At 59.5% G+C, this 19789-nt stretch carries 17 protein-coding genes and 2 pseudogenes; 4 read left to right on the top strand and 15 right to left on the bottom strand.

The window, feature by feature from the left end:
• Positions 1-17 precede the first annotated feature (17 nt).
• The 7 genes and pseudogenes from virB11 to L1K66_RS04400 all read right to left on the bottom strand — a co-directional run bounded on the left by virB11 (position 18) and on the right by L1K66_RS04400 (position 7320).
• Complete coding sequence (gene virB11, locus L1K66_RS04430; protein WP_252259790.1) at positions 18-995, bottom strand: P-type DNA transfer ATPase VirB11; 978 nt, start codon at positions 993-995, stop codon at positions 18-20.
• A gap of 9 nt (positions 996-1004) precedes the next feature.
• On the bottom strand, positions 1005-2084 hold the full coding sequence (locus tag L1K66_RS04425) for a TrbI/VirB10 family protein (protein WP_252259789.1): 1080 nt from the start codon (positions 2082-2084) through the stop codon (positions 1005-1007).
• Complete coding sequence (locus L1K66_RS04420; RefSeq protein ID WP_256471512.1) at positions 2081-2779, bottom strand: TrbG/VirB9 family P-type conjugative transfer protein; 699 nt, start codon at positions 2777-2779, stop codon at positions 2081-2083. The genes L1K66_RS04425 and L1K66_RS04420 overlap by 4 nt, the downstream gene beginning before the upstream one ends.
• A 2-nt stretch (positions 2780-2781) precedes the next feature.
• Complete coding sequence (locus L1K66_RS04415) at positions 2782-3546, bottom strand: virB8 family protein (protein ID WP_252259787.1); 765 nt, start codon at positions 3544-3546, stop codon at positions 2782-2784.
• Positions 3543-4733: a type IV secretion system protein gene (locus tag L1K66_RS04410; RefSeq protein WP_252259786.1), complete on the bottom strand. Its 1191-nt coding sequence runs from the start codon at positions 4731-4733 to the stop codon at positions 3543-3545. The genes L1K66_RS04415 and L1K66_RS04410 overlap by 4 nt, the downstream gene beginning before the upstream one ends.
• A pseudogene (locus L1K66_RS04405) lies at positions 4733-7108 on the bottom strand (VirB4 family type IV secretion/conjugal transfer ATPase). The gene L1K66_RS04410 and the pseudogene L1K66_RS04405 overlap by 1 nt, the downstream one beginning before the upstream one ends.
• Positions 7087-7320: a type IV secretion system protein VirB3 gene (locus L1K66_RS04400; protein ID WP_252260590.1), complete on the bottom strand. Its 234-nt coding sequence runs from the start codon at positions 7318-7320 to the stop codon at positions 7087-7089. Before L1K66_RS04400 ends, L1K66_RS04405 begins: the two are co-directional and overlap by 22 nt.
• A 166-nt stretch (positions 7321-7486) precedes the next feature.
• Between L1K66_RS04400 and L1K66_RS04395 the strand changes: the two genes are divergently transcribed.
• Genes L1K66_RS04395 through L1K66_RS04385 form a run of 3 tightly spaced genes read left to right on the top strand, consistent with a single transcriptional unit; the run spans position 7487 to position 8327 of the window.
• Positions 7487-7855, top strand: coding sequence for a TrbC/VirB2 family protein (locus tag L1K66_RS04395; RefSeq protein ID WP_252259785.1), 369 nt, complete (start codon positions 7487-7489; stop codon positions 7853-7855).
• On the top strand, positions 7852-8166 hold the full coding sequence (locus tag L1K66_RS04390; protein ID WP_252259784.1) for an ATPase, T2SS/T4P/T4SS family: 315 nt from the start codon (positions 7852-7854) through the stop codon (positions 8164-8166). The genes L1K66_RS04395 and L1K66_RS04390 overlap by 4 nt, the downstream gene beginning before the upstream one ends.
• A gap of 17 nt (positions 8167-8183) precedes the next feature.
• Complete coding sequence (locus L1K66_RS04385) at positions 8184-8327, top strand: hypothetical protein (RefSeq protein ID WP_252260599.1); 144 nt, start codon at positions 8184-8186, stop codon at positions 8325-8327.
• Positions 8328-8331: 4 nt separating this feature from the next.
• On the opposite strand, the pseudogene L1K66_RS04380 reads toward L1K66_RS04385, so the two are convergent.
• The 8 genes and pseudogenes from L1K66_RS04380 to L1K66_RS04345 all read right to left on the bottom strand — a co-directional run.
• Positions 8332-8544, bottom strand: a pseudogene (locus tag L1K66_RS04380) (IS6 family transposase); the annotation flags it as partial.
• A gap of 112 nt (positions 8545-8656) precedes the next feature.
• Entirely contained in the window at positions 8657-9268 is a 612-nt protein-coding gene (locus L1K66_RS04375; RefSeq protein WP_252259783.1) for a hypothetical protein, read from the bottom strand.
• A 45-nt stretch (positions 9269-9313) separates the two neighbouring features.
• Positions 9314-12376, bottom strand: coding sequence for an RHS repeat-associated core domain-containing protein (locus L1K66_RS04370; protein ID WP_252259782.1), 3063 nt, complete (start codon positions 12374-12376; stop codon positions 9314-9316).
• Between the two features lie 1172 nt (positions 12377-13548).
• On the bottom strand, positions 13549-13974 hold the full coding sequence (locus L1K66_RS04365) for a hypothetical protein (protein ID WP_252259781.1): 426 nt from the start codon (positions 13972-13974) through the stop codon (positions 13549-13551).
• 49 nt (positions 13975-14023) lie between these two features.
• A complete protein-coding gene (locus tag L1K66_RS04360) occupies positions 14024-14644 on the bottom strand; it encodes an Ig-like domain-containing protein (protein ID WP_252259780.1) in 621 nt (206 codons plus the stop codon).
• Between the two features lie 685 nt (positions 14645-15329).
• On the bottom strand, positions 15330-15866 hold the full coding sequence (locus L1K66_RS04355; protein ID WP_252259779.1) for a Mov34/MPN/PAD-1 family protein: 537 nt from the start codon (positions 15864-15866) through the stop codon (positions 15330-15332).
• Positions 15863-17539, bottom strand: coding sequence for an E2/UBC family protein (locus tag L1K66_RS04350; RefSeq protein ID WP_252259778.1), 1677 nt, complete (start codon positions 17537-17539; stop codon positions 15863-15865). Before L1K66_RS04350 ends, L1K66_RS04355 begins: the two co-directional genes overlap by 4 nt.
• Positions 17536-18714, bottom strand: a complete 1179-nt coding sequence (locus L1K66_RS04345; RefSeq protein WP_252259777.1) for a CBASS cGAMP synthase — start codon at positions 18712-18714, stop codon at positions 17536-17538. Before L1K66_RS04345 ends, L1K66_RS04350 begins: the two co-directional genes overlap by 4 nt.
• Before the next feature lie 77 nt (positions 18715-18791).
• Between L1K66_RS04345 and L1K66_RS04340 the strand changes: the two genes are divergently transcribed.
• Positions 18792-19508 carry a hypothetical protein gene (locus L1K66_RS04340; RefSeq protein WP_252259776.1) on the top strand — a complete coding sequence of 239 codons (717 nt, stop codon included), beginning with the start codon at positions 18792-18794 and terminating at the stop codon, positions 19506-19508.
• Positions 19509-19789: the final 281 nt, after the last annotated feature.

Here is a 19789-nt window from a genome sequence, read left to right as displayed (position 1 = left end):
TTGCCGACGACTCCCCTTTACCCTGCCGCCAGCACCTGGCTCACCCGGCGGGTGCCGCTGCGGCGTTCAAGCTGCACGAACACATCGACGCTCTCGCGCACATAGTGCCGCACATCGTCGCGGCTGAGCTTCGATCCGGCCTGCAGCACGAGGAGCGCGAGCTGCTCGATCGCGCGCTGGGGCGTGTCGGCGTGGATGGTGGTCATCGATCCGGGATGCCCGGTGTTGACAGCACGCAGGAAGGTGAACGCCTCAATCCCGCGCAGCTCACCAAGGATGATGCGATCCGGGCGCATGCGCAGCGCAGCGATCAGCAGGTCCTCGGCAGTGATGCGCGCCTCGCTCAGCTCCCCGCGCGCGGCGAGCAGGCCCACGGCATTGGGATGGGTGAGGTGGAGCTCGGCGGTATCCTCGATCAGGACAAGCCGCTCGTCCTGCGGCACCTCGGCAAGCAGCGCGTTGAGGAAAGTGGTCTTGCCCGTAGACGTCCCACCCGAGATGAGGATGTTGCGCCGTGCGATCACGGCCTCACGCAGCACGGCCGCCGCCTCGCGCCCTGCGAGCGCGCGGAACTGCCGCTCGTTCGCGATCTGCATCTCGCCGTGGGCCGCCTCGTCGAACGCGCCTGCATCCTCCCAGTCCCTCAGCGAGAGGTCTGCCGATACATGCTTGCGCAGGGCAAAGGCATAGCCTTCGCGCGTCGCGGGCGGCGCGGCGATCTGGACCCTCGATCCATCGGGCAGGGTGGCGGCAAGCAGCGGCTGCGCGCGGCTGATCCCTTGCGAGGAATAGGCCGCGATCTGCCGGGCAAGCCGTTCGAGCAGCTTGAGGTCAAGTCCGGGCTCCTCGATTCGCTCGATCCCGCCACCTATGCTCTCGGTCCAGACCTCGCCGGGGCGGTTGATCCAGATGTCGGTGACATCCTTGCGCCCCAGCACGGGGGCGAGCGGTGCAAGGAAGCTGTCGAGGTAGTATCCGGCTTGAGTGGTGGTCACAGCATCACCTCAACGATCCACACTCGAGAAGTCGAGATCGCGTGCCACAAATACCGAGACGCTGGTGCCATGGCGGACCTTGAGGGTGGGCTGGACGGCGTCAGGCTGGCGCACCTGCACATTCTGGGTGCTGCCGGGCAGCGCGACGATCACTCCGTTGCTGGCCTCGTTGACGGCAACGCCCACCCCGATATCGAGCACCGATTGCAGGAGGGCTCCGCCAAAGCGCTGCAGGAACTTGGTATCGACCCGCCCGCGGATCCCGGCGCGGCCCAGCGGATCGGAGGACGGGGAATCGAGCGCGATGGTCACTCCGTCCGGGCGGATCAGCCGGGTCCACTGGACCAGCGCGCGGTTCTGCCCGGCCTGGAGGTTGGCCTCATATTCACCGTAGAGACGGCTTCCGCGCGGGATCAGCACCCGCGTCCCGTCAAAGCTGGATACATCGCGCTGGACCAGCGCGCGCACGCCGCCTGCCCGCGTGGAATCGAGCGCGGTCTCAAGCACGGCCTGGATGACGGTGCCCTGCGGGATGGTGCGCGAGGGATTGGCAAGGCGAGAGGCAAGCACCCGCTCCGGGCTTTCGCCCCGCGCTGCGCCCGATGCAGCCGCAGGCGCTCTTGCACCGGAAGTGGCACTGGCATCGAACACGACCCGCGGCGCGGCGTCCTCTGGCGCTGCCGTCAGTTGCCGCGAAGCCGGATCAGCGAGACGGGGTACCGGAGGGAGCTGCGCAAAGGCCGGGGCTATCGGCTGAAGCAGCGCGGGCGCAAGCCGCTGGGGTGCAGCCGCGGGAGCTGCGGGAGCCTGTGGCTCGGATTCCTCATCGGCGCCTGAGGTATTGCTGAAGCGCTCCGGCATGCGCAGAGCGGGCGGCGAGGCAATGAGCGCGCGGCCATCATCCTGCGGCGCGAACACCGCCGGCACCTCGGCACTCTCTTCCGATGCGCTCAGTGCGCTGTAGAGCATGAACCCACCCAGAAGCAGCACGATGCCAAACACCCAGACGCCCCACTCTCCACGCGCTCCGGTGGCAATGACCGGGCGGATATCACCGGCAAGGCTGTTGCTGGCAGCGTCCGTGCTCATTGTGCGCCCTCCTCGCGCCGGCCGCGCCTTGCAGTAGCCTTCTCGCGGTCGATCCGGAACACCAGTTCCTCATGAACCCGGTCGATGACGAAGGTATCGCCGCGCATGTAGCCATCAACCACCTCCTCATCTCCCGTCGGACCGATCGCGAAGACCGCCGGCAGCGCCTGCCCCGGGGCATAGGTGATCACGGTCTTCTCGCCATTGTCGCGCACCGACAAGGGTCTCACCTCGCGGTCTCCGCGCAGGCGGTAGGACCAGGCGAGCCCGGTGACAGCCTCGGCGTCCTCGCTCTCCTCAGCCTCCACGATCGAGGGGCCGTATTCGAGGCGGACAAGATAGGCTGCCATCAGACCCTGTCCGGTCTCGAGGCTGAACTCATAGGTTCGCCTGCCGGTTTCAACGAGAAGGCTGGCTGGCGCGGCCCCTGCCTCGGGGGTTACCTGAAAGCTATCTGCCTCGGCCGAGACCGCAACATCCCATGCCCGGCTTCCGCTGAGTGTCGCGCGGCGGATGGTCTCACCCGGTTCAAGCATGACGGTGAGCGTGGTCTGCGGCATGGCAGTGAGCACGATCGCCCCGCCTTCCTGCCATTGCACGCTCTGGATCCTTGGGGTCTCGGAACCCGGGGTCGGGAACACCTGCGCCGAGACCGGCAACGAGAATGCAAGTGCAAGGCCCAGGACCGCGCACATTCTCATGGCTGCCCCCCACCCTCGTCCTGCGAGGGAAGCCTGACACCGTTGACGATCCCCTCCTCTGGCAGGGTCTCGGCGTCACGGCGGTAGCCGGTCACCTGGAACCCCAGCGGGTTCACATAACGGTCAGCCTCGCTCATCGCAGCGCCCGAGAAGGTGTAGCTGATGATCGCAACCCAGTACTGCTCAGGCTGCGCGCGCCCGTTCCTGTCGATCTGAACGGTGGTAAAACGCACCATCGAACGCCCCTCAGCGAGGCCTGAGACGCTCCTTACCTCAGTGCGTATGACGCCGCCGCGCGGCATGAAGGCAAGCGGCGAGGAAGGACTGCCTGCATCCATCTCCCGTCGGTAGCGCTCGCCTGTCGGTCCATCGGACCACAACGAGACCCGGCGATAGTCATCCTGCAGCGTATCCATGGTGAAACTCTCACGCGCGATCACATACTGGACCAGCAGCGAACGGGTGAGCGCGGCATCGGGCGCAATAACCTGCGCATCAAGCGGTGCGAGCGTCTCGACATTGCCGGTCTGGCGGTCGACCAGCAGCGTGTAGGGTTCAACGGTTTTGAGCGGCACGAGAAACACCAGCGCCAGCGCTTCCAGCAGCGCGATGATCGCGGCGATGATGGCAACCAGCCATGCGCGCCGGTTCGAGCGTTCGAGGTCCTCTGTCACGCTTGTCGCCCAGCTCGCGGCGACCGGCAGATCGCGAAAATCATCGTCAGAAGCATCAGCCAGATCGATATCGGGCTTGGCATTCATGAGCGGCTCTCCCGCATGCGGGCAGAGCGCGAGGCCCTGAGCCCTGCGCGGCGATAGGAACTGCCAAGGCGCGGACCGGATGAATGTGCCGACTCCCCGGGCTGGCCAGAGCCCCCGCCGGTATCACCGGTGCGGGTGATCCTTCCGCTGGTGATCAGCCGCTCGCGGCGCAGGCTGCTCTCGACGGCGCTGCTGATCCGTTCGGCACGCAGGATCTGCGCCTCGACTGTCGGCTGCCGATAGTCCTCGCGTAGCTGAACGGTATTCCATGGCCGCCACTCTGCAGGCAGCTCGGGCAAGGTCAGCCAACCGCGATAAAAGACGATCCGGGCCATCAGCCACAGCATGGCGAGTTGCACGATTGTGAAGGCCAGCGTGATCGCAAGCAGTTCGGTGGGGGCAGCAGGGGCCGCATAGCCAAGGCCCCTCACCTGCAGTGCATCAGCCAGCAAGGGTTCAAGGATCGCAAGCTCGACCGCCAGCACGATCGTTGCCCCGATCGATCCTGCAAAGGTGAACACAAGGCCCTTCAGCCAGCCAGCAAAGATGCCGCGCGACTGGGTAAAGAACCACAGGCCTGCCACTACGGGCGCAAGCGCGAGCAGCAGACCTGCCCCGATCCTCAATAGGCCAAGCGTGCCGATAATCCCGGACAGCCAGAGCACGCGCGCAGTCCCGAAACCTGTGTCATCCTCGATCGCTGCTGAACGAAAGCTGCTGCCAGCACCCTCACCCTCGATCAGGGCTGCGGCATTGCGTCCCGAACCGATGGCAGTGAGCGAGACGAGCGCATTGTCAGCCTGCTGCAACCGCTCGGCAAAGCCGGCAGAGCTTCCATTGCCGCTGCCTGTCTGGATCGCGTTCGCAATCTCAGCGGGCCCCTTGAGCGTTGTATCATAGACCACCGTGCGAAAACCAGGCCAGGAAAAGGCGAGCGTCAGCACGATCCCGATCTTTATGACATCAAACACCGCATCGCGCGGGCCCGGTCCCGGGCCGAACATCAGCCTTATGCCGAAGAAGGCGATGAACAGGGTCAGCAGGCCTGCAACAAGCAGCGAGGCCGGTGACCCGGGCTCGCCCAGCGCCTGGTAGCCATAGCTGCCGATGATCTGCGCCTGACAGTCGATATGTGCGAGACTGCGCGACAGGAACTGCTCACCGGTCATGATCGCCGGGCACGCCATCACGCCGCCTCCTCGATGAGGCGGTGGAGCCAGTTGGCAGGATCAGGTCCGGTCTGGGTGACCAGCCTGTCAAACAACCGCACCGTGCTCTCGCGGCCCGAGAGAATGGTGAGCAGCTCGCTTTCACCGGACAGGTCCAGTCTCGCAACCACGCTGTCGCGGCCATGCTTGATCAGGAAACAGTGCGAGCTGTCAGGCAGCGTGCGGATGAGATCGAACTCGTGGCGGCTGAGCCCGAAGCCATTGATATAGTCCTCGGCGCGCGCTCTGGGGTTGATCATGAATATCTGGGTGGCGGCCTGCTCGATGATTGCGCTTGCAATCTTGCTCTCGAGTGCATCGGACGCGCTCTGGGTCGCAAAGCCGACCACGCCGTTCCTCTTGCGGATGGTCTTCTCCCAGTCCTTTATGCGGCGCACAAAGACATCGTCATCAAGCGCCTTCCAGCCCTCATCGATGACGATGATCGACGGGGACCCGTCGAGCCGCTCCTCGACCCGCTGGAAGAAATAGAACATGGCAGGGGTGCGGGCCACCGGATCATCGAGGATTGCGGTCATGTCGAACCCGACCGTATCGGCACCAGGATCGGTGAGATCGCGTTCATTGTCGAACAGCCATGCGCGCTCGCCCTCACCCCACTAGGGCCGCAGGCGGGCATAGAGATCGTCCGGCTCGGGCCGCGCCGAGCCGCGAAACAGCTCGACCAGATGGCGCAGGCGACGGCGATGCCGGGGCTGGGCAAAGCTGGTGTCCAGCGCATCGCGAACCTGATCAAGCTCGGCGGTGCTTGCACCTCCTGCCAGGAGCGCAACCCAGTCGATCAGGAACTGGCGGTTTGCAGGCGTATCCTCGAGCTGGAGCGGGTTGAGGCCGGAAGGAGCGCCGGGATCAAGACGGTCATATCGCCCGCCGATCGCGCGAATGAAGAGTTCGGCGCCGCGGTCCTTGTCGAAGAAGATGATGCGTGGGGCAAAGCGGCGAGCCTGCGCCAGCAGGAAATTGAGCACCACGGTCTTGCCCGAACCCGAAGGGCCGATGACGGTGAAGTTGCCAAGATCACTCTGATGGAAATTGAAGAAATAGGGCCCGGCAGCCGTGGTCTCGAACAGGGTAACCGCCTCGCCCCAGTGATTGCCCTGCGCGCGTCCGACCGGGAAGTTGTGCAGGCTCGCAAGCCCTGCAAAATTGGTGGTCGAGACAAGCCCCCGCCGGCCGATATAACGGAAGTTACCCGGAAACTGCGCCCAGAAAGCGGGCTCGAGCGCGATGTCCTCGCGCACCGCATTGATCCCCAGATCGGCCAGCAGCGCGATCACCTCGGCGACCTGCCCCTCAAGCCGTGCCAGATCATCGGCATGGACCGCGATCGTGGTGTGATGCTCGCCGAACCCGGCGCGCCCGGCAGCCACTTCATCCTTCGCCTCGGCGAGTTCTCCGCGCAGCGAGATCGCCTCGTCCTCGACCGCCTGCATCCGCCGCAGCGCAAGGTTCATTCGGCCCAGCGCCGCTGCCCGCTCGACGAAGGCGAAGCTCTGGGTGACATGGAGCTCGAAGGGCAGGCGGTAGAGCTCGTCGAACATCCCGGGAAAGGTAGCCCCCGGATAGTCCTTGACCGATACCAATGCGACGAACCGGCGCGGCAGGTCGCCTGTCGGCCCCAGCTCGACACAGTCCTGACCAAAGCTCACCCGCCGCGCCGGTATGAAATGACCCAGATCACCATGCGGAAGCGCCACGGGACGCATGTCGGCGTTGAACAGGCAGGAGAGGAACTCGAGCGGTTCCGAGCGTCTGCCGCCTGGCGCATCATAGAGGCTGAGGACGCGCGGGTCATAGGCGCCAAGCGATGCGACCAGAGCCTCCCTTGCACGGTCCAGCGCGTGCTTCTCGGCAGCGATCAGACTGGCGTTGCGCCTTGAGGTATTCGCAAACCAGCCACGCAGCCGATCGGCCATGCCGATCCTGCCCTGCAGCGGCCTGCGGATTATGGTCACGAACAGCTCGTTGACGAACAGCTGCCTGCCTTCAAGCTTCGCCTGCCAGCGCTCATCCAGCCTTGCCGAGAAGTCATCAGCGGTAACCGGAGAAAGCGCAGCATCAGCTCGCCTGCGGACGACATGATGGTAGATCGCAAAACGCGAGGAACCCAAGGAGCGCAGCATCGCATCGCGAAGCGTCGAACGGTAATTGAGCTCGCCCGTATCCGCGGTCTCGAACAGCAGGCCGCCAAGCCGGATCGTCTGCATCAACAGCCCGTCGCGGGTCTGCACCGTCACCTCATCGATGTGCCGTGCATAGGGCAGGTGAACGCCAGCAGGCGCTTCATTGGCGATCACCTTGGGATCACGCGTCAGGGGCGGTAGGAATTGCAATTCCAGATCCTGTGGTTCTTCACCCGCGGGCAGTTGCGCACCCGCGTCAGCCAGAGATCGAAGATGCGCGGCTCATGAAGGCAGGCGATCATCCCGATCGCGTGAACTCCCAGTGCAATCAGCAGCACCCACCACGCACCAAAGATCAGGAACAGCTCAAGCGAAAGGATCGCATTGATCACGAAGAACGTAAGAGTGACACCGGCAAACATCTGCGGCCGCGTCAGCGCCACAAATAATGTGTCCCGTTTCAATTCTTCAGACAAATCGAATCTCGCGAAGCCCTAGCCTGCAACTCTGGATTATCATTGGAAAAAAGCAAGAGAGAAGGGTAGGAACACTCAAAGCCGATCCGAAAACGCAGGGAAGCGGTTACGCATGGCAATCTCAATCCAGTCAACGCTGCTTGAACCTGATGGAAGTGCCACCACAGATGCTGTGCGCTGGATTGAAGGGCTGCTGATGGGCGAGGTCGCGCTGGCGCTGTGCGTGATTGCGGTGGCGTTGATCGGGGTGATGATGCTGGGCGGGCGTTTGCCGGTGCGCGATGGGCTGCGGGTGGTGCTGGGATGCGCCGTGCTGCTGGGTGCGCCGGTGATAGCTGCTGGGTTTGTGGCTGGCGGCGGCGGGTCCGGGGCCGCGCCGGTGCAGCCGCCGCGACTGCCTGCGCAAGCAGCATCGCCGCGCGATCCGCTGCCTCCGGCTGATCATGACCCTTATGCAGGGGCCTCGCTTCGGCGGGAGTGACCGCCGAGGACCTGCTGATCGCCGCGCTGCGCATGCGGCCTGATCGTATCATTCTGGGCGAGCTGCGCGGGGTCGAGGCGTTCACCTTCTTGCGTGCGGTCAACAGCGGACATCCTGGTTCGATGACGACGATCCATGCAGATACCCCGCAGCGGGCGATCGAGCAGCTGTCATTGCTGGTGCTGCAGGCTGGGTCGAAGCTCAGCCGCGAGGATATTCGGCACTATGTACGTGAGAGCGTGAATGCATTTGTGCAGTTGGAGCGAAGAAGCGGAAAGCGGCGGGTGAGCCGAGTGTTGGTGGCGGGATAGCACGGAGGGATGCGGAGATGCGCCTGACACCGGGGCAAAGCCTGTTGGATGCACTTGACGGGTCGATGAACGCAAGCGCGGTGCGTTGGATCAAGGATTGCCTATTCGGCGAAGTGGCGCTTATAATGTCCGACATCGCTTTAGCGCTGGTGGAGCCTTGAGGTTAGGCGTTCGCCTGGCGCCTCGCAGGTTACGAGCAATGAGCGGGCTGAATTTCAAGTACCATCGCCGCACGGTTTCATGAGAAACATCAAGTCCGCGCTCGGCGAGCAAATCCTCGACATCGCGGTAGCTCAAGGTGAACCTTGCATAGAGCCATACAGCGTGGCGTATAACTTCTGGCGGAAACCGAAGGCGATCAAATGAGACTGGCTGTATCGACACCATCCTGGCACATCTCTTGGCGGTATGAGTCAATGTGACAATGCCTCATGCTTTGTTTCGAGACCGGACACTGGCCCTCGATTGGACAGATCGAACATTTTCTCAGTTAGCCCGAGTGCTGATCGATGCAGAGATAAGTGACCTGATGAGCTAGAACCAAACTCATTCTCTCGTTAAACTCTTCTGGATAGTCGCGACCTCGAACTAACTCGTTCTCATCAACTTCCGTTGATTGAGCACCAACCAAAAGGGCCGCATCGGGCAAACGCCATCCGTCCGTCACGCACTCCAGAACCGCAATTTGATCTTCTGACAAATTGCTTTCAAGCACTGAGCGTCTTAGAAATCCGACAAAGCCCAGAAGGTCTGATCTCGTCGTGCGCTCCTTGTTTGGAGATTGCTCTATCCGCAAACCATACGAACTAAGGAAATTCCTTTGAGTATCGGCGCTGAGGCCCACCCACAACGATCTTGAGAACTCGATTGGGTCACTAGGAAATACAAAGCCGCCGCTACCATTCATTTTCATTCTAATTGACCAAATGATTTCTCCGTCTTTTGACGTTGCCGTGAAGATTCGCTCAGATGGGCCTTCCCCTGCGGCGATCGAAATGTCTGGCTCTAGAAATGACAGGTCCAATCTCGTTTCTGCTTTGACGGCTGAAACTTGACAGAGCCCCAGCAAAAAGGCGGTCAAAAATGTTAGCTTGTATGACATAGACACCCCGATAGCTGCGAATGCGTTCGCTCAAGCTTCAATACACTAATTGCCTCTGAGCGGAGGAAGGCAAATCTCCCCAGTCCCGGGCGGGCAAGCGTTTGCACCTCTATCGCCTTGTCGAGCTCTCCTTGCCCGCCTAGTTGTCATTTCCCTAAACCTACCCTGCGGGGTACGGAGGAAGTAGTCAAACCGCCTCGCGAACTGGATGTCTTGCCTACTATATCCTTCACCAAGCGCACTGCCATAAGGATGTGAATGAACCCCAGCCGACACTGTGAAGCCCGACATGTTTGTGACAGTGATACCCGCTTCGAAAGAATCCGCAGGAACAATTCCTGCGTTCGATATATGAAATTTCCCAGTCTCTTCATTCTTGAACACGAGACCCAACACTTCTTCATCGTTTTCAGTCGCTTGGATCAAATCTTCGTTCTGCTGCGCAAACGCGTTTGCAGCTTCCTCCTGAGTTTCGAATTCCTGGTCCATATCAATAGTCAAAGTGAGTTCAACCTTCTGTTCTTGGCATATCCTCGAACCGGTTCTGATCTCACAAAGTCCCGTTGGATCCACCCCATTAATCGGATCCTGTCCGACATACCCATAGAGATTGACGTTATCCTCATACCCAATCGGATCGGTTTGGAGGAACCGCCCCAGCGTCGGCGAGTAGATGCGGGCTTTGTAGTAGTACATGCCCAGCTCAGGCAGCCACACTTGGCCGGTGTACTGGAACCGCCCTTCGTTGCCCGCGCCGGGCTGGCCGTACTCGTCATAGGTGTTGATCACCCGGCTCGCGGCGGAGTCGTAGCGATCCGAGCTGTAGACGATCGAGCCGCGCGCATCGTTCTGCAGGAAGCGGGCGTTGTTGATGCTGATGCTGGCTCCGTTGTAGCTCACCAGCGGATCGTCAACGCCGGCAGCAGGGCCATGGGCATGCCGCGCCAGAACCGCACCCGATGCGTTGAACTCCGCCACCAGAGCATCGCCATCATGCAGGAACACCCGCGCGCCCTGGCTGACGCCGTTCACATAGTCCGTAACCTGATACAGCCGGCCCATGGGATCATAGCGCAGCTCGGCCTTGATCTGCCCGGAGTACGACAGCGAGGTACAAACCGAGTTGGTCTGCGCGCGCATCTCCACCAGACGGTTCTCGACATCGTAGAGATAGACATACTGGCCATCGGCGGTGAGATTGCCGTTGGGATCATGGCAATAGGCCTGACCCGACACGGCGGTGTACTGGTTCAGCCCGTTGGTGGTGTAACCGCGGTTGACCGGCTGATACCCGTCCCAGCTGAAGCTGTCGTTGCTCTGGCTCTCGGTCCTGATCTGGTTTGCAGCGTTGCGGGTGAAGGACCAGGTCACCGTCGGGCTGGTGCTGGTTTGCCCGATCGATATGGCGCTCAGTCGTGACAAGCCGTCGTAGCCAAAATACTGGTTCGGCGCGCTGGAATATCGATCAATGCGGTTGACCCGGTTTTGCGTATCGTAGCTGTAGTCGATCAGCGTCAGGTTGGATGGGTCACGCAGCTGGTTGAACTGTCCGCCCGAGCTGTAGGTGTAGCTGAACAGCGCATTATCCCATGTGTGGCGCACCGAGGTGCGATTGCTGCCCGCATCATAGGTGTAGTTCAGCGTGCGTCCGGCGGCGATCCCGGTGTTGTCGGTGGTCGAGGTGACCCGGCCATAGCGATCATAGACCGAGGTCGAGCCGGGCCCGGTGTCGCTCCCGAACCTCGCGTGCAATTGAAGTCCACGAATATCGTATTCGTAGAACACATCACGCGTGTGATCGGCGTGAAGCTCGGGACGATTGTCGGGTATGGTCTTGCGGATCATGCGGTTGAGATTGTCGTACTGATAGGTCAGCACCGTACCGTCACGCTTGCGCAGCGAGGTGCGGTTGCCATTGGCGTCATAGCCATAGAGCTCATAGTCATTGGGGTTGATCGCGCCGGTCTGGCTGGCTTGCGGGAAGTACCAGTGCGACTGGCGATCAAACCCGTCATAGAGCATCGAGGCCTTGTAGCCGCGTGCATCCGTCATGCTCGCCATCTGGCCGTTGGGGGTGAAGCTGTAGGTGGCGTAATCCCGCACCAGCGGCGTTCCCACACCCTGCTCGATCCGCACGACCCTGCTTTCGCTGTCATAATGCTGGCGGGTGATGCGGTCGGGCCCGTCGCTGCTCACGGTCCCCGGCGTGCAGGCGTCGCCCGGCAGGCTGGACAGGTTCATGCGAACAGCGGTGCAAGTGTTGCGATTGAGAGCGTCATAGCTCATCTGCGTGACCGCATAGGTCGTGCTGCCGTTCGACACGGTGGTCCGCGTCGCAAGGCGGCGCGAGTTGAATTGCGTGTCCGTGTCAGAAATGATGCTGGTAAAGCTGAGAACTGCTGGGGACAGTGCCGTGGTTGAACCTGGAACCACTCCGGTAATGACCTCGGATACCTGATCATCGGCATCGCGGTAGGTCATCTTGGATGCGACCCTGGTCCCCGCCTCGTTCTTCGGTCCAATCTCCCAGATCTGCCGGCCAAGCGTATCGTAGCGCGCGTAGGTCGCATCATCGCTGCCCGGCAGCGGCCCGTCAGCCGACAGACGGCGACCCGCGTTGTCATAAGTGTAGGTCGTGGTCAGCGGGGCAGTCCCGATACCATCGGTGACGGTTTCAGTAAGGGGAAGCCTCGTCCCGCCGAAATAAGTGTATGTGGTGACGAAGGAATTCGCCGTGCCGCAGGTCAGCTCCGCGCCAGTAGCGCTGGCTTCGCAGATCTCTGACTTGATGAGACGCCCGGCGCCATCATAGGTGTTCTTGGTCTTGCGGCGAATATTGTTCTCGTCGACCGGATCAAGCTGAGTCAGAAGGCCGCCGTGGTACTGGTCCCATGTGTAATCGGTCTGCTTGCCCTTCGCATCTCGCGTCCAGACCGGCCGGAAGCACGACACCGTGTCGCAGAAGAGACCCGAATTGTAGGAGGCCTCCTGAGTCAGCGCGCTCTGGCCACTTCCCGGCTTGGGAGTAGTGGTCATCGTGATGATGTTGCCGCTGATGTCATAGGTCACATTGACCTTGTTGCCCTCGGGATAGGTGATCTGTGTCACCCTTTGTGACGGGTCGTATTGATATGATGTGGTATTGTTCTGTGAATCTGTGACCGAATCTATCCGCCTACGACCAGAGCTGGTGTTCGTAATTTCAATATGCTGACTAAACCCATTGGGCGCGGTGATGTCGATATAATCATACGCAGGATGGCCTGGGTCAAACGAACCAGCTGGATCATGGGTGCCATCATAGGTGTAGGTAACACCGTCCCTTGTAACCGTGAGGAGGCGATCCTTCGCGCCCGACGGACCAGTGTCTGTCGCGCTCGATTGGACGCTCGGTGACGTCTGACCAGGCAGTTTAAGGGAGACGACGGTCGAAGGCTGCGGACCATTGAGTTCGTTGCCACACGGCTGGCAAACATACTCTCGGCCGCTGATATCTTCGACGGTTGTCGTCGAGTTGGTGGTGAGGCTGTATTCGAGGGAAGCCAAGGGCGTATTCGGTTCTGCAACACGCACAATCTCGACTTTTTGCAAGAACCTCCAAGCCCCAACCGTCGGGTCATTGCTATGGTAGGTAAACTTGAGTCTATAGCCAGAAGTACTTGTGACCGTTGCCGGCCGATAGGAAGTGACGTTGTAGCCCGGGAACGGATTCCCGGAATCGTATGTGAACGTGAGCGCCGGCCCGCCCGGGTTCACTATGGAGGTTGCCACATAATAGAATGGGCCGGTCCCAACCGTCGGGACCGATTGACTACCGTACTGGATGTCGAACGTGATCTTCTTTCCGGTGCCGCCTTGGGTGTAGTAGTAAGGTCCGACGTTCCCACCGCCGTACAGGACCGAGCCGCTACCTTTGCTCCCGACACAGTCACCTGCGCCATCCATGCAATTGAATGATTCTGAAGCTATCCCTCCTGCATTGATTGAAAAATTGATCTCACCTGTAGGTGACTGAGGAACAATATTTCCCTGTAGAACAGGCCAAAAATCTGACAGGTTCTTGAAAGCCAGCTCCGGGGCAGCAGGAATTGAGATCGACGGCAGCTGCGGTGTGACTTCAAGTCTGAGTAGATCGACGCCGTTTGGATCCTGATGCACATCCAGCGGATTGATTTGCTGTGCTTGTGCAGGAGATACCGAGCCAAGCATGAAAGCAGCTGCAGCTGCCGTAGCACCACAAATCCGGCGAAGCGCGCCTAGGATCGATCCGTTCGCTCCGATCATTTGCTCTGGGCCTCCCGTGCGTCCCACTCTCCGACGACGATCTCAGCCATTGCACAGAGTACTGCAGGCCTCTCGCCAAGCACATGTTCGAGTTGCCGCTGCATGGCTTCTGGTTGATCGGCTGCGATCTGGCACATCTCATCGCGGAACTTCGCTTGCTGTGCAGGAGGAAATCCACCCCTTGTGCAATCGAACTCCTCGAAGCCTTTCATCTCCATCGCTCCGATGGCGCGTCTCGGAACGACTATTTGGGTCACCTTTTCTCCAGGTTCGCCGCGATGGCGCTGCATACAGACAAATGTTGACTCGTCATTGACTGATGCAACTTGCGCCCATGGTGCATCTGTTGGGCCGGCAAATGTCGCAGTAAGAAGACATGCTCCCGCACCAATCCCTGCACATGCTGCTCGAAAGTCATTCATCGGCTTGTCATTCCATAAGGTTGGGAGTTCGATTGCGAGAGCGAGAGCTCTAGAGAGGCGGTCCGCCACCGCCGCCGCTGCAACTTCCCGCAGCAACGTTCAGATCTCCGGTTGACGTAGCACCAAGAGAGTCAGCGACCGTGTAGGTGAAAAGCGAGAAATCGAACGCGACACCGCCAAGCACAACCTCGACGGTTGATGCCGAGATCACCGTGGCACTTGCGCTGCCCTGGTTTCGTGTGATCCCGGTCAGGGCCAGTGGCAGGTTACCCTCCGGATCGCTGTCGTTCGCCGTCAGGTTCACGTACAAAGTGCCGTTGCAGCCTGACGCCGAGGCAAAGTCGGTTGTCGTCGTGGGCGGGTTGTTGCCCGGCGGCGGAGGGGGAGGCGGGGGAGGCGGAGGTGGTGGAGGTGGCGGCGGCGGAGGTGCAGAGCCGCTACACTCGACGCTCCCGCTGCTGGTGTTGGCAAGGTACTGCGTCCTGTTGTCAGCCTTGTCGTAACAGATCGACTGCGTCTCGCCGTTGTTCTGACCGCCGGTTGTGACGACCTTGATGAGGCGCCCGAGCGCATCATAGGTGTAGGTCTCCGTGCTCGACTGCGCATGCGCCATCGAGGCACAGGAAAGAGCAGCAAGGGAAGTACTCGCGAGAAACAGGATACGGTGCATGAACAGCAGGTGCCTTTTGCAGCAAGTTCCCATCAGGACTGCAAAATATCAAAGCAATATCAATGACAATATTCACCCGACCTGGAGGCTGTGAATTGTTGTTTCCCGGTTTTCTGCGGCATCGGGCAACTTGCCCTACAGAAAAAATGAAGGTGCGCCTGAACGCAGATTTGAGCGGATTGGCACCACCGGACACGCCAACATCTTGGGTAAGTCGGACAAATATCCCGAATCACCACAATCTCTCGGCCGCGATTCGCCCGCGCTACCCGCTCCGCAATCGCGGCAGCGCAGGCTCACCGCCGGTATCCTCGCAGACGCGCAAACCTCGACTCAGGCTCAATCGAACCTGGGCGAGCGTGTCCAAGGGATGCAAAACTCGATTGCAAATCAGCGTCCACTGTTGGGCCGGTTGCAGACTGTCTTCTGTTGGCGAGCCCGATACGGAATGCTGCCGTTTCGTCCCACACCCTGTTGCCAGCTTTAGCGCTTAGATCGGAGATTCATCTTTCGTCGCTGCGCACTTCGGTTTGTCGTTGGCAGTTACTACGTTTAGTCTCAGGATTTCGGGTTGTTGTGGTGGTTTGATTTCAGTTGCGGCTCGCAATGTGCCATAGCAACGCTCGTGCAGAGATGGGCTGTTTGCAGGAACAGAGCAAAGTGTGGTTGCGGTTGCCCGCTAAGGCTAGGGCAACTCGAGGGTTGGACCATAAGCCTCATTCCCCGTTTTGCGCAGACGACGCTTGATGGCAGCAGGGGTGAGGTAGAAAGTGCCAAGCTCATCTTTTTCGACTTGCCGAAGCAAAACCTTACCCCGATCACCCCAAAACTGAAGGTAAAAGGCGGTTTCTCGTCCGTCGCAGATAGGGAATATCATCTCTGCCTTGCGCTGCCTAACGATGCCGTTCCAATTGCGTACATCGATGGAAGAAGGCGAAAGAGAAAACCCAGGATGGCTGTGCCATTCGCCAATCCAGTCCATCTTTCCACCGGATTTACGCCACCTCCTAAGCGCAGCTATTCTGTGCCCCTTAGGCGAGCGCTGGAAGCGCATCGAACTCTGTCGATCCCATGGCAATGGACGGGTGATCTCAGTCACATGAAGGTAGAGACCCTTGCGCAGCCCAAGTACCAGCCCCCCAGCTTCTAAAGGGCGATACTGCCGCGTACATTTCAACATATTCTCTGCCGCTTCATGATCGACAAGAATGCCCTCGATCACGACCCATCCCTCGCGAGGCATGATGGGCACGTTTTGTGAGCTGCAGGAGACGTTGGTTTACGCTCGATGCCGCGCTCGTGGTCGAGTACGATCGTGCGAAGCCGCGCCCCTGGCTTATCGTTGGCCCAACCTATCGCCATGTCGCAAGCTAATCCGGCAGCGGTGGCAGGCGCAGCAACGGAGTAAGGAATATAGTTCCCATCTCCGCAGGTCGCAGGGGCCATGTTGGCTTCGACCCCCGGTTTGAGAGCTGGGAAACGCGGCCCTGCGCTCATAGACGGCCTCAGACAGCGAAAGCAGCACTCATCGCCGCGGACATTCAGAAAAGCCTGAACAGCTGCGCCGTTACCGCTTATCCAGCAATGCAGAATGGCATCAGCCGATATGCCGTCCTCATAAAAAAGTTCATTCAGCGCATATTGCGTGTTCCAATCACCTGTCGCATCGACGAGTAGATTGGCGTCAGCCAGCACCGTCTTTTGAGCTAGCGCATCGCCAACCGTGGCCCGGATATCGCATTGGGGGTGAAAAGACTTTAGCTCCTCAGCCAGCGCGCTCGCCTTCGTTTCGCCTATCCGCGAATGGCCGAGATAATGACGCCCGATATTGCCAGCAGAAAGCACCTGACTATCAATCAGCGTCAGGGGTGCACCGGCGCCCGCGCCACTCTGGATAAGGAATTTGGCAAGATGGCTTCCAAGCGTGCCGCAACCTACAAGAGCGATGGCCTTCCCATCCAATGTTTTGATCCCGTGCAAATTACGTTGAGCGATCTCAGCCAATCCCGTCCAATAACCACCGGAGCGCTTGATATCGAGTTTAGTTTTCTGCTTGGCTAAAAGCGGCTGCAATTTCGAAGATCGCAGTTTCTTTGCACGGACCGCCACTGCAACGTTAGCCGGCAGTTCAACTTTGACGCCGAGAGTGCAGTTGTTTGCTGCGAGGCATACGAATTTCCCAGACAGAAGCGCTCTCTCACATTCGCTCCAGCGATCAGCAACCACAGCCGTTTGCCCACGAAACCATTGCTCAAGAGACAAGAAGCTGTTCGGTACCAAACGATCAGCGGTCGGTCCCAACTCGGCATCGAAATGGAATACAACGGCTCCAGACAATCGGGTAGCCTCGTGGTCATGTAGACTGATCGTATCAGCGATCGCGAAAAACGGACTTCCCGTTGCAGGCTTGAAGACCGCGTATTGCAAGCCGGCTTGTCGCTCAGCTGTACCATTCCGGCTCACGAGAACTCGGAAATGCGGCTCCTTCGTTATCCAATACTCTTGGTACTCGGCCGCAACTTCGGTGCCGCCTTGCCCGGCAAAACTCTTCTCCAGCGAAAGCTCGGCCTGTCTGAGCACGCGCAAAACGGATCCGCCTGGATCGTGAAAGTCGAGTGGCAGGCCAGTTGCGGGGGCAAAGCAAACCACAGATCCTTCGATGTCGTCACGGCATATATGTCCGAATGCGCCAGTGGGGAGTTGCTTGCGATCGACAAGCCGAACAATGGGTAGCTCCACAAACTTTGAATCTGGAACGACCAGTTCAATATCGACCGCACGGCCATGGACGTTTATCGATCCGCGAAACTCTGGCGATGCGCCTTGCTGTTCGGTGAAGCCTTTATTCGCAAGCGCAGCTGCAATTGCGCGCCACCGATCGGCTTGCGACATCATCCGGAATCGGAACTAGTTATGTGCGGTGTGGCCACGGTCGCCGCAGGAGCGGCACGTACAGCCGCAGCCGTGTCACTCTCAATCGCAATGATATCTGGCCTGTAGGGAATGCGTCGTCCGAATGCATCGCGCAGATGCTCGATAACCCGGTCGGCGTCGCCAGTACGCTCGAGCGCAGCTTCCATTGTCGCAGCAAGGGCTCGCGTTTCCGCCAGAACATCTCCGCGCTCTTCCTCGCTCCAGCTGTTCAAACAGCTCGCCTTAACCACCGGGTTTTTGATCTCGCCTGAAAAAATCGTCGGAAGCAGTCGCGCGAGATCGAGTATAGTCTTATCATCGCGGTTATCTGCGCTCTGACCGAGTTCGAGCAGAGCCGCATCGATCGCACACATCAGGCAGATTGAGGATAGCGGGCTGTTGGCCCAGACATGATCGCGCCAGCCCTTAAAGAAGCGGCTCATTCGACGGAATGACGGGCCGTGGCGATCAACTCGGTTTTCAACCCAGTCATGAAGCTGTTTGGGATCCGATTGAACCCATTCTCCGCTGCGCTGGGCCAGCATCACGCGGTCGCTCGGAATCGCAGGAACGCTGTCAAAAGTTAGTTTGCGTGCGCTGAAGGCGGCTTCCTCAATGGCTGCCTTCATGACTCTGAAGCGCTCCTCTGGAACGGAATAGATCGGGATGTCGATATGCGCGCCTCGCCAGAGCTTGATCCGCACGCACGTGTCTTTGCTGGAGTCGAGCGACCAGCCGTTAGCCCGGCAAACCGGGCGAAGCACTTCTTCAACGAAGGTAAACAGGGCGCCAGCCGCTAGCGCGGGATGATTGTCGCTCAGAAAACGGACCGGAACGTACATGCCATCATCAAGATCGATCTCCTGCAAAGCCGGCTGCGCTGGAGCATTTAGCGTCTTATACGCGAAGCTACCTTGCGTCATGAACTTGACCTTCACATCGTCCTGAATGCGATTGGCAGTCTCGATCAGATAATCACGCCGCCAAAAGCTTTTGTCTGATTCGAGGCGATGCGTTGCATTGCGAAGGGCCGTGCGGATGGTTTGACGGGCATTTAAGAGGCGCTGCCGCTCGTTATCTTCGATCTCGAGGCTTGCAAGATAGCTCGGGTTCTTTTGAAGCCCGACAAACAGGGCATGCGCGTTAGCTAAAGTCATGGCGGCACTCCTAGTTCATTCGGGCCTTTCCTACACAGATGCGGCAGGTTACAGCGAAATCAAGAGGCGAACAAACAATGTACAGAATTTTCCCGGTAAAAGCGCTGATCTACGCTGCGGCACTCTTGGCCGTGGGCGTTTTCCTAGCGATAGAACTCGCTACGTCTGCATTCGATATCGAAGTTCGAAGGCTGGCAATACCAAGCATCGTTTGGGCAATCTGTGTTGCCCTTGCATGGAACCCGATCTGGCGATGGATTTGGTCGGTGAGTAAAAGGGTTGGCTGGTTGCCCGATCTTGGACACCACGTGTTCCCGGATCTCAACGGCAAGTGGGCTATGACGCTTCGCAGCAATTGGTCGCGTCAGATACAGTTGCTTGATGCGGCCGCCGATCGGCGACGTAGTTTCGACCCTCGAATTTGCGAAGCGGACGAGCTTGCCGAGTTGCTGCCTGTCTCACTGGTCGCCGAGATCGAACAATCGTGGTGGTCCATCAAGATCACAGTGACCAATCCGCGCGCTGATACACCGATTAAAAACTCGACAAGCTATATCGTCATGCCGCGCAAGCGTTCGGAAAATGAGCGGCCCTCGCTCTGCTATTTCTATAACCAGCAAAACGACACCGATAACCAAGCGGATGATCTCAGTTTCGATGCAGCAGCCAGCTTGTTCTACGATAATGAGAAGGATCAGCTTGAGGGAACATTCTGGACAGCGCGGCAATGGCGACGCGCAATCAACACTGCTGGAACGCTCACACTCTATCGTCTCCCAAATCAAACGGTTTAGGTGCGCGCGCTTGAAGCGTAGAAGCCATTGGAATTCGCTCGGGCTATAAGCGGATCCACCGCACTCTTCGCTTTTGGATGGTCAATAAAGAATTCGAAACTCTTTAACGAGAAATCACAGTCGTAGCTTAGCAACCCCCTTCTCCGCGCGGCCACCCGCGTCCATCAACCTATGCGAATGTCCGCTCTTGGGAGCTAAAATCTCGGGTGACTACGCCTTGGATTGGAGCGCATAGCGGACATAGCTGATCGCCGCGAGTTCCGCTCGACTTCCTTCGCAAA

The organism is Erythrobacter aurantius (assembly GCF_023823125.1).
Taxonomy (GTDB): Bacteria; Pseudomonadota; Alphaproteobacteria; order Sphingomonadales; family Sphingomonadaceae; genus Erythrobacter; species Erythrobacter aurantius.
This window is presented reverse-complemented; position numbering and strand designations above follow the sequence as displayed.

Bases quoted from the DNA above. Each gene is read 5' to 3' on its own strand.
- L1K66_RS04395 (WP_252259785.1), top strand. From the start codon at position 7,487: ATGGCAATCTCAATCCAGTCAACGCTGCTTGAACCTGATGGAAGTGCC.
- L1K66_RS04340 (WP_252259776.1), top strand. From the start codon at position 18,792: ATGTACAGAATTTTCCCGGTAAAAGCGCTGATCTACGCTGCGGCACTC.
- L1K66_RS04400 (WP_252260590.1), bottom strand. From the start codon at position 7,320: ATGTTTGCCGGTGTCACTCTTACGTTCTTCGTGATCAATGCGATCCTT.
- L1K66_RS04425 (WP_252259789.1), bottom strand. From the start codon at position 2,084: ATGAGCACGGACGCTGCCAGCAACAGCCTTGCCGGTGATATCCGCCCG.
- L1K66_RS04410 (WP_252259786.1), bottom strand. From the start codon at position 4,733: ATGGCGTGCCCGGCGATCATGACCGGTGAGCAGTTCCTGTCGCGCAGT.
- L1K66_RS04420 (WP_256471512.1), bottom strand. From the start codon at position 2,779: ATGTGCGCGGTCCTGGGCCTTGCACTTGCATTCTCGTTGCCGGTCTCG.
- L1K66_RS04360 (WP_252259780.1), bottom strand. From the start codon at position 14,644: ATGCACCGTATCCTGTTTCTCGCGAGTACTTCCCTTGCTGCTCTTTCC.
- L1K66_RS04375 (WP_252259783.1), bottom strand. From the start codon at position 9,268: ATGTCATACAAGCTAACATTTTTGACCGCCTTTTTGCTGGGGCTCTGT.
- L1K66_RS04385 (WP_252260599.1), top strand. From the start codon at position 8,184: ATGCGCCTGACACCGGGGCAAAGCCTGTTGGATGCACTTGACGGGTCG.
- L1K66_RS04415 (WP_252259787.1), bottom strand. From the start codon at position 3,546: ATGAATGCCAAGCCCGATATCGATCTGGCTGATGCTTCTGACGATGAT.
- L1K66_RS04345 (WP_252259777.1), bottom strand. From the start codon at position 18,714: ATGACTTTAGCTAACGCGCATGCCCTGTTTGTCGGGCTTCAAAAGAAC.
- L1K66_RS04350 (WP_252259778.1), bottom strand. From the start codon at position 17,539: ATGATGTCGCAAGCCGATCGGTGGCGCGCAATTGCAGCTGCGCTTGCG.
- L1K66_RS04365 (WP_252259781.1), bottom strand. From the start codon at position 13,974: ATGAATGACTTTCGAGCAGCATGTGCAGGGATTGGTGCGGGAGCATGT.